The 13,084-nt window shown below is 60.8% G+C and carries 13 protein-coding genes and 2 pseudogenes; 7 read left to right on the forward strand and 8 right to left on the reverse strand.

The window, feature by feature from the left end; genetic code table 11:
• Position 1 precedes the first annotated feature (1 nt).
• The 3 genes from MacB4_RS00490 to MacB4_RS11115 all read left to right on the forward strand — a co-directional run bounded on the left by MacB4_RS00490 (position 2) and on the right by MacB4_RS11115 (position 1,853).
• On the forward strand, positions 2 to 841 hold the full coding sequence (locus MacB4_RS00490) for a nucleotidyl transferase AbiEii/AbiGii toxin family protein (RefSeq protein ID WP_206863955.1): 840 nt from the start codon (positions 2 to 4) through the stop codon (positions 839 to 841).
• A gap of 567 nt (positions 842 to 1,408) precedes the next feature.
• Positions 1,409 to 1,732: a hypothetical protein gene (locus MacB4_RS11110; protein ID WP_242529389.1), complete on the forward strand. Its 324-nt coding sequence runs from the start codon at positions 1,409 to 1,411 to the stop codon at positions 1,730 to 1,732.
• Positions 1,629 to 1,853 (forward strand): transposase, encoded by a 225-nt coding sequence (locus MacB4_RS11115; protein ID WP_242529259.1) that lies wholly within the window; start codon positions 1,629 to 1,631, stop codon positions 1,851 to 1,853. The genes MacB4_RS11110 and MacB4_RS11115 overlap by 104 nt, the downstream gene beginning before the upstream one ends.
• Before the next feature lie 84 nt (positions 1,854 to 1,937).
• On the opposite strand, the gene MacB4_RS00500 is transcribed toward MacB4_RS11115, so the two are convergent.
• From MacB4_RS00500 to MacB4_RS00520, 5 genes and pseudogenes are all read right to left on the reverse strand, one after another.
• Complete coding sequence (locus MacB4_RS00500) at positions 1,938 to 2,552, reverse strand: hypothetical protein (protein ID WP_206863956.1); 615 nt, start codon at positions 2,550 to 2,552, stop codon at positions 1,938 to 1,940.
• Positions 2,549 to 3,758, reverse strand: a pseudogene (locus MacB4_RS00505) (ISL3 family transposase). Before MacB4_RS00505 ends, MacB4_RS00500 begins: the two are co-directional and overlap by 4 nt.
• Positions 3,759 to 3,924: 166 nt before the next feature.
• On the reverse strand, positions 3,925 to 4,110 hold the full coding sequence (locus MacB4_RS00510) for a type II toxin-antitoxin system YafQ family toxin (RefSeq protein WP_156926801.1): 186 nt from the start codon (positions 4,108 to 4,110) through the stop codon (positions 3,925 to 3,927).
• Entirely contained in the window at positions 4,097 to 4,351 is a 255-nt protein-coding gene (locus MacB4_RS00515) for a type II toxin-antitoxin system RelB/DinJ family antitoxin (RefSeq protein WP_206863957.1), read from the reverse strand. Before MacB4_RS00515 ends, MacB4_RS00510 begins: the two co-directional genes overlap by 14 nt.
• A 44-nt stretch (positions 4,352 to 4,395) precedes the next feature.
• Positions 4,396 to 5,561, reverse strand: a pseudogene (locus tag MacB4_RS00520) (IS256 family transposase).
• Between the two features lie 110 nt (positions 5,562 to 5,671).
• Between MacB4_RS00520 and MacB4_RS00525 the strand changes: the two are divergent.
• The gene (locus tag MacB4_RS00525) at positions 5,672 to 6,556 is read left to right on the forward strand and encodes a prenyltransferase/squalene oxidase repeat-containing protein (protein WP_206863958.1); all 885 of its coding nucleotides are present in this window, start codon (positions 5,672 to 5,674) and stop codon (positions 6,554 to 6,556) included.
• 32 nt (positions 6,557 to 6,588) lie between these two features.
• A complete protein-coding gene (locus tag MacB4_RS00530) occupies positions 6,589 to 6,822 on the forward strand; it encodes a hypothetical protein (protein ID WP_206863959.1) in 234 nt (77 codons plus the stop codon).
• A gap of 15 nt (positions 6,823 to 6,837) precedes the next feature.
• Here the strand turns inward: MacB4_RS00530 and MacB4_RS00535 are convergent, their stop codons facing one another.
• Together MacB4_RS00535 and MacB4_RS00540 are read right to left on the reverse strand one after the other, a co-directional pair.
• On the reverse strand, positions 6,838 to 7,137 hold the full coding sequence (locus MacB4_RS00535; protein ID WP_206863960.1) for a hypothetical protein: 300 nt from the start codon (positions 7,135 to 7,137) through the stop codon (positions 6,838 to 6,840).
• 143 nt (positions 7,138 to 7,280) lie between these two features.
• Entirely contained in the window at positions 7,281 to 8,447 is a 1,167-nt protein-coding gene (locus tag MacB4_RS00540) for an IS256 family transposase (RefSeq protein ID WP_206863961.1), read from the reverse strand.
• A 567-nt stretch (positions 8,448 to 9,014) separates the two neighbouring features.
• On the opposite strand from MacB4_RS00540, the gene MacB4_RS00545 reads away from it, so the two are divergent.
• Together MacB4_RS00545 and MacB4_RS00550 are read left to right on the forward strand one after the other, a co-directional pair.
• Positions 9,015 to 9,551, forward strand: a complete 537-nt coding sequence (locus MacB4_RS00545; RefSeq protein ID WP_255551658.1) for a tetratricopeptide repeat protein — start codon at positions 9,015 to 9,017, stop codon at positions 9,549 to 9,551.
• A gap of 374 nt (positions 9,552 to 9,925) precedes the next feature.
• A complete protein-coding gene (locus MacB4_RS00550; RefSeq protein WP_242529260.1) occupies positions 9,926 to 11,671 on the forward strand; it encodes an SEL1-like repeat protein in 1,746 nt (581 codons plus the stop codon).
• 507 nt (positions 11,672 to 12,178) lie between these two features.
• Here MacB4_RS00550 and MacB4_RS00555 read toward each other — a convergent pair.
• Positions 12,179 to 12,991: an alpha/beta fold hydrolase gene (locus tag MacB4_RS00555; protein WP_206863963.1), complete on the reverse strand. Its 813-nt coding sequence runs from the start codon at positions 12,989 to 12,991 to the stop codon at positions 12,179 to 12,181.
• Positions 12,992 to 13,084 lie beyond the last annotated feature (93 nt).

Below are 13,084 nucleotides of genomic sequence, written 5' to 3' on the forward strand. Positions count from 1 at the left end.
CATGATTCCCCAGCGGGACCTCTCGCTTCTTTCCAACCGCCTCGTCGAGCGGGGAGGCCGGCGCATCCCGGAGACCGTTCTGGAGCGCGACTACTGCCTCTCGTGGCTCCTGGTGGGATTGTCCCGCAGCCCGCTCCGGGACCGCCTCGCGTTCAAGGGAGGGACCGCGCTCAAGAAGTGCTACTTTGCGGACTACCGGTTCTCCGAGGACCTGGACTTCACGTTGGTGGAAGAGACGCCGTGGGATGAGATCGAACGGTGTCTCGACGCAGCCTTCGAGGAGACGCGGAGGGCTTCCGGCGTGGAGATCCGTCTCGACCGTCTGGACCATCATTCCCACGAGAACAGCCACACGTTCTACCTGGCCTATGAGGGCCCTCTCCCGTCGGCGCGCGGGAAGACCGTCAAGACGGACATTACGATCCGCGAGCGTTTAGTCCTGCCCCTTGAGGACCGCCCGGTGCTGCGCGGCTACGAGGAATACCGCGACTTTCCCGAGGATGCCCGGATCCGCGTCTACTCCCTCGACGAGGTGGCGGTCGAGAAGACGGTCGCACTCTTGGACCGGGCCCGAAACGAGCCGCGTGACCTGTACGACCTCTGGTTCCTCACGGCGGGCGGCCACGTGCACCTCTCCGACCTCACCGATCCCGTGGCTCGTAAACTGGAGTTCCGAGGGCTGACGCTGGCGCAGGTGTGCAAGGAGTTCACCGCCAAGGAGGCGCGCTACAAGAAACTCTGGCAGGTCCGCCTCGCGGCTCAGATGGCCGACCTCCCGGAGTTCGGCGCGGTCTACCGCGAGGTCCGGCGCGCCCTCCGGCAGGGAGGTTTCAGCGGATAGCCAAGTCGCTCGCCGGCAGGGCCGTTAGCCGCCGCAGTCAACCTTCGTGAGAAATGGCGGCTAGCCCAGCGTTGGGTGGCGGGGCGCATCCCGAACCACCTGAACGAGAGCACAAATCGTGGCTTAACCCAATTTTCCGCTCTCAGAACCTGACCAAAAAAGATAGTTGAACGATTTCAGCGGCTTCTGATTCAGTTCGTTTGGAAGGACAAACGGAAAGACGATGGCCTGGACAGAAATTGCTTGGCAACGACTTTGCAGGCCGGGTTGTTCTGCGCAAGCAACATCATCAATGCCGGCTGCTCGCTGAATGGAGTGGGTAAGAGGGGAGCGGATTTCGGTTAAGCGATGGCAAGAAGCGAGATTCTTGCCCTCCGTCTTCGATGGATTTTTGGGGAGAGCGGAAGCCGTCAAGGACACTTCGACCTCGCCGATGCTCCTTGAGCACGGATTGCCCGGGCCGCTTGGTGGATGCTTGCGGGATGGACGCAAACAAGCTTTTCGCTAGGGCGCTGCCACTGGGTCCGGAAGGGAAGGCGAGCCGGAGTGAGCTCTTTGCGAAGGAGCATGCTCAGGAGAACTGGCTTGGGTTTGGAGCAAGGTCATCGGTTCCCCTGTCCGGAATGTCGAAGAGCTTCCCCCGTACACGACACGGTGGAGAAGCTGCGGAGGCAGATGAACTTCGGGCAGTACCGGACCGAGTGGATCGCTCGGGTTCCTGCGATCGACTCTCCGGAGCAGGGAGCTCGGCTGGTGGAGCTTCCTTGGGCCAGGGCGGGAGGCATGTTTGCCCCCTTCCGGAGACTCTCCAAAACCATCCAAGAGCACTTGGGGGGGAATCATCGTCTTCCTCCAGAGCTGGATTCACAACGGAACCATCGAAGCGATTAGCGGCCTGATCCAGCTTGCCGAAAGGATGGCCAGAGGCTTTCGGTGCTTCCGCTACCGGAGCATTGGCGCGTTCCTCAAAGCCGGAAAGTTGCGGCTCGATCTTCCCGCTCTACCCACTTGAAACAGCGAAGAGGCCGAAGCGAACATTCCGTGTCGATGATCCCATGAGAGTACCTCGACCCAAAATAGAGGCCGCACAGTTGTCCTAGATGATATTGAAGTCCTTGGCAGACCATAGAGAAAACGAGCGGTGAATGTACCTATTATCCTGGCAGATGCGTTGCCTGGAAGGATTATCCATGAAGCTGACATCGTCCCTTTTCTTCAACCAGTCCCGTTTGCCCCAGTTGCACCAGGCTAGAACTTGGTGGGTAGCCGTCAAGTAGCGCCGAAGAAGATCTGCACGGACATATAAAAGTCTATATCGATTCCCTGGGCAACCATTCCCTGACTCACGATAGAGAGTGCCGGGTCGTCTTTCATCCATAGTTTCATAAAAATCGATTTCGCGGTTTTTGCTCGCCAGCCCAAGGCGCTGAATCAAGCTGGGAGATGGAAGAGTGAATTCTGAGAACTCATTGAGCGCGGAACCTTCAGCCTGCCAACGAAAGTGAATGAAGGGAAGCTCTATGCGCACGTCTCGGACCGCATCTACGATTTGTTGGCGGTACCAGCCGTTCGGCTGGCAGAGGTCCTGCGCATAGTTTCGACGCCGCCCGGCCTCTCCCGCATAAAGATAATCTTCTTTGGCCGCGTCGGGAATCGCATTATTGTCGGGGTGCTCCCATGCAAGAAACCTTTCGCCTCTTCGCTGTTTCAAGTGGGTAGGGCGGGAAGATCGAGCCGCAACTTTCCGGCTTTGAGGAACGCGGCAATTCTCAGGTAGCGGAAGCTCCGAAAGCCTCTGGCCATCCTTTTGGCCAACTGGATCAGCCCGTTGATCGCTTCGATGGTTCCGTTGGTGATCCGGCTCTGGAGAAAGGCGATGATTCCCCCCAGATGCTCTTTGATGGTTTTGGAGAGTCTTCGGAAGGGGGCAAGCCGACTGCGATCCGCCCACCGGAACCACCAGCGGAGCTCTTGGGGATCCTCCTGGGAGAGGATCTCTTGGAGAGCTTCCCGCAACCCAATGGCTCTTCCCAATCGAGGATAGGCGGCGCAAAGGAAACTCCGCAGACCATTCTGCTCCTCGCTTCGCGTCCATTCGTTGCCTCGGAGCGCCCAGAGGCTTCCTTTTGGCAGCAACCCTTGACGCCCGAACTCCTTGCGCACCTGGTCGACCGCCTCTCCCGCCATCTGCATGACATGAAAATGATCGAAAATCCTCTCCGCCTTCGGAAAAAACTCCCGGGCTCCAGAGATGTAGGAGGGGCTCATATCCATGCAGATCGCTTCGATCTGCCCCGGATCGGCATTATGTTCCTTCATCTCCCTGGCGAAGGCCTCCAGAGCCTCCTTTCCTCTCCCCTCGGCAAGGAAGAGCAGCTTCCGGCTCTCCGCATCGGTAACGACCGTCACGTAACGGTGGCCCCGCTTGCTACTGGTCTCATCCACCAGGATCTTCTTGACCTCGCTCCAATCCTCGCGTCGGTAGGCCTTTTCCACGTAGTGCCCCAAGACCCGCCAGAGCCGGGTATCTTGCTCCTTGAGCATCTCCGCCATCGCGGAAACCGACATCTCCCGGGAAAGCATCCAAATGACCGCCTCCCTCATGAGAGTAAACCCGCTCCCCGCCCTGGCCCAAGGAACCTCCACCAGCCGAACTCCCTGCTCCGGACAGTCGATCCGAGGAACCCGAGCGAGCCACTCGGTCCGGTACGCCCAGAAGTTCCTGTGCCTCCACCGCTTCTCCCCCGTGTCGTGTACGGGGGAAGCTCTTCGACATTCCGGAGAGGCGAACCGATGACCTTGCTCAAAACCCGAGCCAGATCTTCAGAGCATGCTCCTTCGCGGAAAGCTCACTCCGGCTCACCTTCCCTTCCGAACCCAGTGGCAGCGCCGCAGCAAAAAGCTTGTTCGCGTCCATCCCGCAAGCATCAACCAGGCAGCCCGGTCTGGCAATCCGCCGTCAAGGAGGATCGACGAAGTCGAAGTGTCCTTGACGGCTTCCTCTCTCCCCAAAAATCTGTCGAAGACCGATGGCAAGAACCCCGCTTCTTGCCATCCCGTAACGGAAAATCCGCTCCCCCCCGTTACCCACTCAATTCAGCGAGGAGCCCGGAAAGGTCATGGTCCCGATGGCGTGGATCCAATGGCTTGTCACTCGCTAGCGCGGCCAGTATTAGCTTGAGCACGTCGTCAAGCGTTCTGCGGTCTCGCCCCTTGGCCTCCCCCTTGTAATCCCGCTTGAAGGCGGCCGGACGTTCAATCGTCCGCATGCAGGTCAGCCATTAATTCGTCAACAGCGATGAACTTCTTGCCTTTGCCGACCTCCGGCTCGGCGATAGCCTCCCTTGTTGTCGCGTTCGGCACCTTTACCTCAAAGGGCAAGCGGCGTTCCTTGGCAACGCGCAGAAGAAGGACACGCATGGCGTCCGAGATCGATAATCGCATCGCCTTAAGCGCACTGGCCGCGTGCTCCTTGGTGGCGGTGTCGATCCGGGCGCGGAGATTGTGCAACCCCTTTTCTGTAAATTTCGGTGTCGGCGCTCATCCGCGTAGGGCTACGGGTTGAGGGTGAGGTAAACCTTGCTGGTCATCCAGTCGTCGTCGAGTTCGGCAAGGAGAGCCGAGACGAGCCGTAGGCAGGATTCGGGATTGGGGAAGATGCTGGCCACACGGGTGCGGCGTCTCAGTTCCCGGTTGATACGCTCCAAGCCGTTGGTGGTGCGCAGCCGCAGGTGGTGCTCGGGCGGGAAGTCGAAGACCGTCAGACCCTCAGCAATGGCCCCCTCGGCCCAGCGTGCGAGCTTGGGGTGTTCCTTGTGCCAAAGCGCAAGGGTGATCTTCAACAGCCGCTCGGCTTGGGCCCGGTCGGGGGCATTGAAGATGGCGCGCAACTGAGCGGCAACCGTCTTTCTCGCCTCGACGCGGGTGACGAACTGACGAGCGTTTTGTTGCAGGTGGAACTGGCAGCGTTGCCAGGGAACCGCAGGCAACACCGCTCGGCGGGCGGCCTTGAGCCCCGCGTGGTCGTCGGCAACGATGAGCCTCACCCCCTTGAGCCCTCGACGCATGAGGCCCTCCAGACAGTGCCGCCAATTGATCTCGGCTTCCGAAGTGGCCACCTCACAGCCCAGCACCCGGCGCTTGCCCAAAGCCTCGACGCCGACCGCGACCAAGACGGCGCAATCGACGATTCTTCCCTCCAGGCGGACTTTCTCGTAGCGGGCATCGAGAAAGAGGTAGGGCACTTCGCCCAAGGGACGCTCACGCCAGGCGGAAAGCCCCTCATCGAGCTTGGCGGCGGCGCGACTGACCTGGGCCGAAGAAAGCTTGATTTCTGGCCCCAAGAGCCGCTGCAACACATCGATCACGCGCCGGGTCGATACACCCTGGACATACATCTCGGCCAGAGCGAGATGGGCGGCTTGATCGGTGCGCGTGCCCTTTTCCAGAGCGGAGGGATAAAAGTCACCCGAGCGCACTTGCGGTACCTCGAAGGTAATCTCGCCCAGCTTGGTCAGAACCGTCTTGGGTTTGAAGCCGTTGGCATCATCGCGCCGGTTTGCGCTGCGCTCGTAGGGCAGGGCCCCAGAAAGTGCGAACGCTCCATCCTGGCGGCCTCGTTGACGAGGATGCGCAAGGCCTCGCCAGCGCCCTCCAGGCCGTGCTCCAGCAGTACCGCATAGGCTGCCTCCAGTGGATTGGGTTCGATTCGCATTGCCATGAGGGCATACTCCTTTCTCAAAGCCTTGGCACCATGACCGCTGCCCGGCGAGCTTTCAGCCTACTGCTGAAAAGGAATTTACAGAAAGAACGATACGCAACTAGTTGCCGATGAAAACGACTCCACGAATTCCAGCGCACGCGATGCTCGACGTTGATACGGCAATCCGCTACATTCTCAGTCGGGAGTGCAAACAAGGCGGATATTCCTTTTATCGCACTCCGGAATGGGGGGTGGAAGAGCCCAATGCACGCGACACCTTGGCAGCGCTCGATTCCCTGCTCCGTCTCGGCGTCACTCCTCCGCAGCCAGAGCGCACTCTCTCCTGGTTGCAGACCCTGCAATACGAAAACGGCGGATGGGCGACGATTACGATAGCGTGGGCGGCCTGCAGGGCATTGGCTTTGTTCGGCATGCAGCCGAAACACGATCCGTCCGCATGGATCCAGGAGATCTGGGAATCCCGCGTCGCGACCGTGGAGAACGGCGCCGATCGGGACTGGCGCGGGACGATCATCGAACTCTATCAGTTGATGCAGCTGACCCGGCTTCACGCGTCCGATATTTCAAGCAAACTTCATCGCGATCTTGCACGGTTCCTCAATGCCTCCCGAACGCGGGATGGCGTATGGGCAAAGCCCGGAGCCGACCTGGAAACCACCGGTTTCGCCATCGAGACGGCAAGACTCGGAGGACTCGAACTCGCGGATGCCTCCGTCGCCGCCTGGTGGCGCCGGTGCGAGGACCCGATACTTGGGCTGCGGCTTACGCCGTCGGCCGGAATAACGTCCACGGTCGCGCTTTGGGCCGGACTGGAACTCGGTGCCCGGTTGGGTATCGCCGCGCGATACCCGGCGGCCATCGCCACTCAGCTCAGGCTGTTGCAGCATCCCTCCGGCGGATTCAGCTACCGACACAAGGCGCTGCCGACTCTCTGGGATACCTGGTACGGCATAAAGGCCGCGTGCCTGCTCGACGGCGGACCGCCGGATTGAGGCCGCGCGCAACCGGCGAAGGAGCTTGCCACATGATCGACATCGACATTCCCGGCCACGGCGAACTGCACCTCGCGCATCTGGTGTGCGACTACAAAGGAACCGTGGCCGCAGGCGGCCATCTCTTGCCCGGCGTGGAAGAGCGGCTGCGGACACTCGCCGACCGTTTCGACGTTCATGACGTCACCGCAAACACTTTCGGCGAGGCGGGCAGCGCCTTGGCCGGACTACCGCTGCGCTTAGAATTCCGTGAACAGTATACCTAGTCCTCCCTGAAAAATTCACAATCTCCCAAGAGCAGCCCAACTTGCAGACGCTGAGGTTTTTGAGCGGCTCTGCAGTGCCCCGCTGGTGTTCAGCTGGGTGCCGTACCACTTGGAGAGTGCCGTCCAAAGGCGCAAAAAACGCCCCAAGAAGAGCACACCCTTCTTGGCGATCATGTGCAGCAGCCACATGATGTTGTTGCCGGCTGCGCACGGCGCCGGGTGGTCGATGATGGGGTGGGTCGCCTGGCGCCGTTTGAGCAGCTTTCTCTCCTGCTGTGTGATCCGCTTGGCCTTGCCCCGGTGCGCGATGCACACATCGGGGTTGTCCGCATCCGTGCCGCGGTAGCTTCAGGGGTGACTAATTCAGCCAAGCCTCACGCGAAAAGCAAACAGACAGCAAAGCAGATGGTGCAACTCCTTTTCTGTAAATTTCCGCGCAGCAGATCATGATGCCTGGGTTACGGGTTGGGGTTGAGATAGACCTTGCCGGTCATCCACTCGTCGTCGAGTTCGGCCAGCAGGGCGGAAATGAGCCGCAGGCACGATTCGGGATTGGGGAAGATGCTTGCCACCCGGGTGCGGCGTCTGAGTTCCCGGTTGATGCGCTCCAGGCCGTTGGTGGTGCGCAGCCGCACGCGGTGCTCGACAGGGAAGTCGAAGACGGTCAGGCTTTCTGGTATGGCTTCCTCAGCCCACTCCCCGAGCTTGGGATGCTCCGTGCGCCATTGCGCAAGCGCCTCCCGTAACAGCCGCTGGGCCTCGCTTCGATCCGGCGCATTGAAGATCGTGCGCAGCTGCCGGGCAACGGTCTTCTTCGCTTCTTGGCGCGTGACAAACTGACCGGCGTTTTGCTGCAGGTGGAACTGGCAGCGCTGCCAGGGCACGGAAGGCAACACTGCACGGCGCGCGGCCTTCAGTCCCGCGTGGTCGTCGGCAACGATGAGCTTGACCCCCTTCAATCCACGGGCAAGGAGGCTTTCCAGGAAGCGGCACCAGTTGATCTCCGCTTCCGATGTAGCCACCTCGCAGCCCAGCACCCGGCGCTTGCCCGGTGCCTCGATACCCACTGCAATCAGTACCGCGCAATCGACGATCCGTCCTTCCAGGCGCACCTTCTCATAGCGGGCGTCCAGAAAGAGATAAGGCACCTCGCCCAACGGGCGTTCCCGCCAGGCCTTGAGCCCTTCATCGAGTCTGGCGGCAGCGCGACTGACCTGGGCTGAAGAAAGCTTGATCTCCGGCCCCAAGAGCCGCTGCAACACGTCGATCACCCGCCGGGTGGAGACGCCCTGGACGTACATCTCGGCCAAGGCCAGATTCACCGCCTGATCGGTGCGGGTGCCTTTCTCGAGCGCAGAAGGATAGAAGTCGCCAGAACGCACTTGCGGTACCTCGAAGGTGAGCTCGCCCAGCTTGGTCAGCACCGTCTTGGGCTTATAACCGTTGGCCCAGTCGCGCCGGGCTGCGGTGCGCTCGTAGGGCCTGGCGCCGAGAAACTCGACCCGTTCAATTTTGGCCGCTTCATTCACCAAAATGCGCAAGGCTTCGCCTGCGCCATCCAGCCCATGCTCGAGTAGCACCGCATAGGCTGCTTCCAAAGGGTTTGTTTCGACTCGCATTACCATGATCGTTACGCTCCTTTGTCAAAGTCATGGCATCATGATTGCGCTGGGCAAACCAGCCAGCCAGCGGCTGGAAGAGAATTTACAGAAAGGACGATACACAACTGGCGCGGACTAAGTATCGGCGGTGCTCATGTGCCTTGCTGTAGTCACATTGTGACTATCTCGCAAGGCCCAAGATTCACGCCGACAACATCCGGGGGCTGCTGGTGATGACGGCCCTGTACAGCCAACGCGGCATCTCGATCTCCACTGAGTCGATCGGCCCAGAACTAGGGCGTTGCATCTATTCTTGGACGGATGGATAGTTCCTCGGCCACTCGGATCAAGAGCTGCTGGGAATCGCAGGGGCTCTCCCGTTGAGCAGCGCCTCGACAAAGCAATCGCGTGCTGGACCCCAAGGAGACCGTGCCGCCCAGCACATCGGTGAACCGGCATGGGGAAGATTGCCCTGCGCGGATCTGGAGCGGAACCGGTGCTCAACGGTGAGCCCTGAGTAGGTTAAAAACCCCTTGAGAGGTTTGATGAAAAAGTCGTATCTTCGCGCCGCAACGATTGCACGGCAGATACATGAGCAACACTCCGGTTGAGTTCACCAGCTTTGCGGAATTGGAGCAAGCCGCCAAGAATGGGGATGCTAAGGCGCAATTCATGCTAGGTAAGGCCTACTACGAAGGCCAACACGTACCGCAGAAGACTGCGGAAGCTTTCTCCTGGTGGAAAAGGGCTGCCGAGCAGGGCTTGGCCGAGGCGAAATTGGCCCTCGGCGTTGCCTACTACTACGGCTTGGGAGTGCGGCAGAATTGTGACCTGGCGGCGCATTGGTTGCAGGAAGCGGCCGGGCAGGGGATTGCCGAGGCGCAATGCAACCTGGGCATCGTCTATTCCAGAGGTCACGGACTTCCGCAGGATGACACTCAGGCGATGCTTTGGTTTCGCAAAGCGGCCGAGCAAGGGTTTCCCCAGGCGCAACGCATCCTGGGTGATGCCTATCGAGACGGTAGAAGCGTCCCGCAGGATTTTACCCAGGCGGAGTCTTGGTATCGGATAGCGGCCGAGCAGGGGGATGCCGATGCGAAGGAAAGCCTTGCTGCCCTCAAAGGTTGATGAAAATAGACCGAATAGGGCGGTTTTTGCTCAAGTACAACACCCGCAAGCAACTCTCCGAAGTTGGTATGCCATGAGGCCGGTGGGCATCCGGAACCCCAAGCATTTCCTTCGCTCCATAAGCAGTTCCTCGGCCACTCGGATCAAGCGCTGCTGGGAATACGTGGGCCCTCTTCATGGGCAGCGCCTCGGCAAAACAGCGGTATGGCCCGATCCCAAGGAGACCGTGCCGCCCCAGCGCATCGTGAACCGGCATGAGGAAGATTGCCCTGTGCCAGCTCGGAGCTAAACTAAGATTTGAGGGTTAGCTCTCAGGAGATGAGAACCCCTTGGGAGGTCTTGTGAAAAAGCCATCTCTTCTTGCCGCAGCCATCTTGTGCTTAACTTTAGCCAGCCTGCCAGCAGAGGCCAGCAGCTTGGCGGAATTGGTGCAAGCGGCCAAGAAGGGGGATGCCGAGGCGCAGTGCAAGCTGGGCCTTGCCTATTACCAAGGCCAAGGAGTTTCCCGGGATTATGCACAGGCGGTCTATTGGTATCGAAAATCGGCAGAGCAGGGGAATGCCCTGGCGGAATTCAGCCTGGCTGTTGCCTATGAGCGGGGTCGAGGCGTTCCGCAGGATTACGCTCAGGCGGTGTATTGGTATCGGAGAGCCGCCGAGCAGGGGGATGCCGATGCACAATTCAACCTAGGTGTTGCCTATGAGCGGGGTCGAGGCGTTCCGCAGGATTCCACGCAGGCGGTGAATTGGTTTCGGAAAGCAGCCGAGCAGGGGGATGCCAAGGCGCAATGCAATCTGGGCGTTGCCTACCACAAAGGGGAAGGCGTTCCGCAGGATTACGCTCAGGCGGTGTATTGGTCCCGGAAAGCCGCTGAGCAGGGGGATGCCGATGCACAATTCAACCTAGGTGTTGCCTATGAGCGGGGTCGAGGCGTTCCGCAGGATTCCACGCAGGCGGTGAATTGGTTTCGGAAAGCAGCCGAGCAGGGGGATGCCAAGGCGCAATGCAATCTGGGCGTTGCCTACCACAAAGGGGAAGGCGTTCCGCAGGATTACGCTCAGGCGGTGTATTGGTATCGGAGAGCCGCCGAGCAGGGGGATGCCCAGGCGCAATTCAGCCTGGGTGCTGCTTACCGCGAAGGGGAAGGCGTTCCGCAGGATTCTACCCAGGCGGTGAGTTGGTTTCGGAAGGCGGCCGAACAGGGGGACGCCGCCGCGCAATTCAGCCTGGGTGCTGCCTACCACGAAGGGAAGGGCGTTCCGCAGGATTATGCTCAGGCGGTGAATTGGTATCGGAAGGCGGCCGAACAGGGGCTTGCTCAGGCGCAACGCATCCTGGGCGTTGCCTACGACGAAGGGGAAGGCGTTCCGCAGGATTCCACCCAGGCGGTCAGTTGGTTTTACATGGCCGCCGAGCAGGGGGATGCCCAGGCGCAATTTAGCCTGGGCGCTGCTTATGACCGGGGCCGGGGTGTACCGCAGGATTATGCTCAGGCGGTGTATTGGTATCGGAGGGCCGCCGAGCAGGGGGATGCCCAGGCGCAATGCAACCTGGGCGTTGCCTGTGACCAGGGCCGGGGTGTGCCGCAGGATTCTACCCAGGCGGTCAATTGGTTTCGTAAAGCAGCCGAGCAGGGGCTTGCCCAAGCACAATTCAACCTAGCCTTTGCCTACCACAAAGGCCGAGGTGTGCTGCAGGATTCCACGCAGGCAGTGAATTGGTATCGGAAGGCGGCCGAGCAGGGGCTTGCCCAGGCGCAATGCAAGCTGGGCTTTGCCTATTTGCTTGGCCAAGGCGTTCCGCAGGATTCTACCCAGGCGGTCAATTGGTTTTACAAGGCTGCCGAGCAGGGGGATGCCCAGGCGCAATTTAGCCTGGGCGCTGCTTATGACCGGGGCCGGGGTGTACCGCAGGATTATGCTCAGGCGGTGTATTGGTATCGGAGAGCCGCCGAGCAGGGGGATGCTGGGGCACAAACCTCGCTGGGCTTTGCCTACGAGCTTGGCCAAGGCGTTCCGCAGGATTATGCTCAGGCGGTGTATTGGTATCAGAAAGCCGCCGAGCAGGGGGAAGCCGAGGCGAAGAAGCGTCTGGCCGTCCTCGAAGGCGGAGGAAAATAGACCGAATAGGGCGGTTTTTGCTGAAATGCAACGCCCCGAGCCAACTCTCCGAAGCTGGTATGCCATGACGCCGGTGGGCATCCGGAACCCCAAGCACTTCCTTAGCCCCATAAGCAGTTTTTCGGCCACTCGGATCAAGGGCTACTGGGAATGCGTGGGCTCTCCTCATCGGCAGCGCCTCGGCAAAACAGCGATATGGCCCGATCCCAAGGAGACCGTGCCGCCCAGCACATCGGTGAACCGGCATGGGGAAGATTGCCCTGTGCGGATCTGGAGCGGAACCGGTGCTTGAGGGTCGAGCCTCACGAGAAAAAAAGCACCTGGGAGATCTTGTAAAAAAGCCGCATCTTCTCGTCGGAGCGGCTCCACTCTGACCATAGCGAGCACTCCGGTTGGGGCCGCCGGCTCGGCGCGATGGGAGCCATTCGCCCAACGGGAAATGCCCAGGCTCAAGGCAACCTGGGCCTTGCCTGCTCCGAAGGCTCGAAGCGTTCGGCAGGCTTATGCTCAAGCGGTGGATTGGTTCTGATCGAGCCAACGTTCCAGGATGCCCGCGACGCGCTCCGGCTGCTCGAAGGGGGCAAAGTGCCCCGCATCGGGAATCTCGGTATACTCCACGGTTCCCCCGCCCTGGCGAATCTCCGTCGCCAAACGGCGCATGTCGGTGGGTGGGCTGGAGATGTCTTCCCCGCCCGCTAAGACGCAGCAGGGGACGCCGATCGTGCGGGCTGTGGCGACCGAGTCGGGTCGGGCCGCCAGCCCTTCCTGGACGGCGATGAGGGCCTCGGGGGGGACGCTTCGCATCATCTCCCGAGCCGCTTCGACGAGTTGGGGGGACCGCTGGCGGGCCGTGGGGCCGATGAGCGCGTTCAATTGCGCCTCGATGAAGGCCGCCCTCTCCCCCGCCTGGATCTTGGCGATGGTCTCCCGTCGTCGGGAGAGGACCGCGTCGTCATCCGCCTGCGGACGGGAGCAGCAGAAGGCGAGCCCGCGGACGCGACTGGGGATTTGCCGCCAGATCTCAAAAAGAGTGTAGCCGCCGATCGAGCATCCCCCGAAGAAGGCGTTGCCAATGCCCAGGTGGTCCAAGAGTGCGGCGGCATCCTCGGCGAGCCTTTCGACCGTGATCGGCCCAGCACCTGCTTCCGACCGGCCATGGCCGCGCAGATCGGGGAGGATCACGCGGCAACGGGAGGAGAGGATCTGGGCGACCGGCAGCCAGAAGCGGTGGTCGACCGGGGTGGGGTGGAGCAGCATCAGCGCCGGTCCTTCGCCAATGGCGGTGAAAAAGAGTGCCGAACCCTGCGAATGGAAGGTCATCGATGAAGGTCAGGAGCGATTGCTCATGCGTAGTTGGGGTGCTGGCCGATGGTCAATCCGATTCGTCTTCTTTACAGAGAGGTATCCAAACAC

The organism is Methylacidimicrobium sp. B4 (assembly GCF_017310545.1).
GTDB lineage: Bacteria > Verrucomicrobiota > Verrucomicrobiia > Methylacidiphilales > Methylacidiphilaceae > Methylacidimicrobium.

Excerpts from the sequence above, each read along its gene's own strand:
- MacB4_RS00525 (WP_206863958.1), top strand. The coding sequence starts at position 5,672 with ATGAAAACGACTCCACGAATTCCAGCGCACGCGATGCTCGACGTTGAT.
- MacB4_RS00555 (WP_206863963.1), bottom strand. The coding sequence starts at position 12,991 with ATGACCTTCCATTCGCAGGGTTCGGCACTCTTTTTCACCGCCATTGGC.
- MacB4_RS00540 (WP_206863961.1), bottom strand. The coding sequence starts at position 8,447 with ATGGTAATGCGAGTCGAAACAAACCCTTTGGAAGCAGCCTATGCGGTG.
- MacB4_RS00545 (WP_255551658.1), top strand. The coding sequence starts at position 9,015 with ATGAGCAACACTCCGGTTGAGTTCACCAGCTTTGCGGAATTGGAGCAA.
- MacB4_RS11110 (WP_242529389.1), top strand. The coding sequence starts at position 1,409 with ATGCTCAGGAGAACTGGCTTGGGTTTGGAGCAAGGTCATCGGTTCCCC.
- MacB4_RS00530 (WP_206863959.1), top strand. The coding sequence starts at position 6,589 with ATGATCGACATCGACATTCCCGGCCACGGCGAACTGCACCTCGCGCAT.
- MacB4_RS00490 (WP_206863955.1), top strand. The coding sequence starts at position 2 with ATGATTCCCCAGCGGGACCTCTCGCTTCTTTCCAACCGCCTCGTCGAG.
- MacB4_RS00510 (WP_156926801.1), bottom strand. The coding sequence starts at position 4,110 with ATGCGGACGATTGAACGTCCGGCCGCCTTCAAGCGGGATTACAAGGGG.